Annotated in this window: 2 protein-coding genes and 2 pseudogenes; 2 read left to right on the forward strand and 2 right to left on the reverse strand. The window is 35.3% G+C overall.

Annotated features, from left to right (window positions below):
• Nucleotides 1-44: 44 nt before the first annotated feature.
• A pseudogene (locus J4P91_RS28590) lies at nucleotides 45-696 on the reverse strand (IS6 family transposase).
• Between the two features lie 69 nt (nucleotides 697-765).
• A complete protein-coding gene (locus J4P91_RS29630) occupies nucleotides 766-1,008 on the reverse strand; it encodes a hypothetical protein (RefSeq protein WP_307802563.1) in 243 nt (80 codons plus the stop codon).
• Here J4P91_RS29630 and J4P91_RS28595 point away from each other — a divergent pair.
• On the forward strand, nucleotides 950-1,123 hold the full coding sequence (locus J4P91_RS28595) for an amino acid permease C-terminal domain-containing protein (RefSeq protein WP_307802562.1): 174 nt from the start codon (nucleotides 950-952) through the stop codon (nucleotides 1,121-1,123). The genes J4P91_RS29630 and J4P91_RS28595 overlap by 59 nt on opposite strands.
• Before the next feature lie 345 nt (nucleotides 1,124-1,468).
• Nucleotides 1,469-1,671, forward strand: a pseudogene (locus J4P91_RS29330) (spore germination protein); the annotation flags it as partial.

Consider the following 1,671-nt stretch of genomic DNA (forward strand, 5'->3'; position numbering starts at 1 on the left):
AGCTCCGATTGAATATCGAATCTCGATGGCTGCATAGTCTTTTTTTACAGCTGTCCACTTGACGGGGGTAAGACCAGATCCCGTAAATCAATCTGTTCTTTTTTAATCATATGCATAGCTTCCACTCCTGCAAGAATGGATGTAGCTGTGCCAAAAGACTTGAATCCTAACATAGAACGAACACGTTTCTTAATAAAACGATGATCTTGTTCCACTATGTTATTGAGATATCTAACTTGCCTTAGCTATATGCCTTCAGGCATATGCTTTTCTTCTTTCAACGCTCGAATTGCGGGGTTCTTATCTACTGTTATCACGCGAGGTTTGGAAACGTACGAAAAAGCACTTGGCTGCTTGTTTATCTCTTGATTTACTTAGATAAAAATCAATGGTATTCCCTTCTGAATCAACGACACGATATAAATACGTCCATTGCCCTTTTACTTTAATATAAGTTTCATCGACTCTCCAAGAGTCATTTGTTGAGGTAAGGTGATGTCGTACTTTCTCTTCTAATTGAGGTCCATATTGATGAACCCAGCGCATAATGGTTGTGTGAGCAATGGATAATCCTCTTTCCTCCATCATTTCCACCAAGTTACGAAAGCTCAAATTGTACCGCAGGTACCATCTTACTGTTAATAAGGTCAGTTCAGGCTGATAATGTTTCCACTTGAATAGGTTTTGCTTTTCCATACTGATCACGTCCTTTTTTAGAGTAATAGTATCAGTATGTCCAAGTTTCAGAGGTTAGTTATATAAGTCTTATAGTTTTTGCACCAGAACCATTGTATCTTTTATTATTTCCGGATTAGCTAGTGCAGCAGCTATTACAGTCATACTTTCTGTTTTATTTTCGTTCACACTTGCAGGGTCACGAGTTTGGTTCGCAATGAGTCGAGATGGATTATTACCAAAATGGTTTACAAAGGTACATCCTAAATATAAGATGCCTTTCGTCCCTATAATTCCGTTGATTGGGATTTGCTTTCCATTATATCGTATCATCAGTCTTCCAAAAATCACTTGGATTCGCTTTATAATCTGGATGATTGTTGGATTAGTTATATATATGTTATATGGAAAAAATAAAAGTAATTTGGCTAAAAATATAAATAAATAGTTAGTCAACTTAAAGTAAAAAAGATGCTAGATAGCATCTTTTTTACTTTAAGTTGACTGTATGCATATAAATAAGGAAAAAGGAAATAATATCTAGCAAATTGTAATGTCAGGCAGAAAGGTTCAGTGCTAGATGAGCATAATGTCTCGCCGTTCTGTTTCTTAATCTTTTAGGCATTTTTTGTTGAAAAATACTAGGTTTCTCAGAATTTTACTCCAAGTAGAGTACATATTATAAGGTGATAAAAATGTGGAACGTGATTGTTTCCTATCTTCCCGATTGGAAAGTTTTTGTACAAGCTTTTATCGTATTTTTAATTCCATATATTATCTCAAGATTTTTTCATTGGGTCAGTATATCAGAGAAAGAGTGGTAAGAATGAGTTGGTGGAAATCAAAGGATAACCAGGTGCAAAAAAATACCATTCAAAGCAATGCTAAACAACAAACTAAGCCTTCGCGAAACTCAACAGTTCATTTTACGGGTGACTTCACATCAGACTTAGAACTCATAAGACAAGAAATCGGTCATAATTCTGATGTTCACTT

The sequence above is a fragment of the Bacillus sp. XF8 genome, assembly GCF_017498755.1.
GTDB lineage: Bacteria > Bacillota > Bacilli > Bacillales > Bacillaceae_G > Bacillus_A > Bacillus_A bingmayongensis.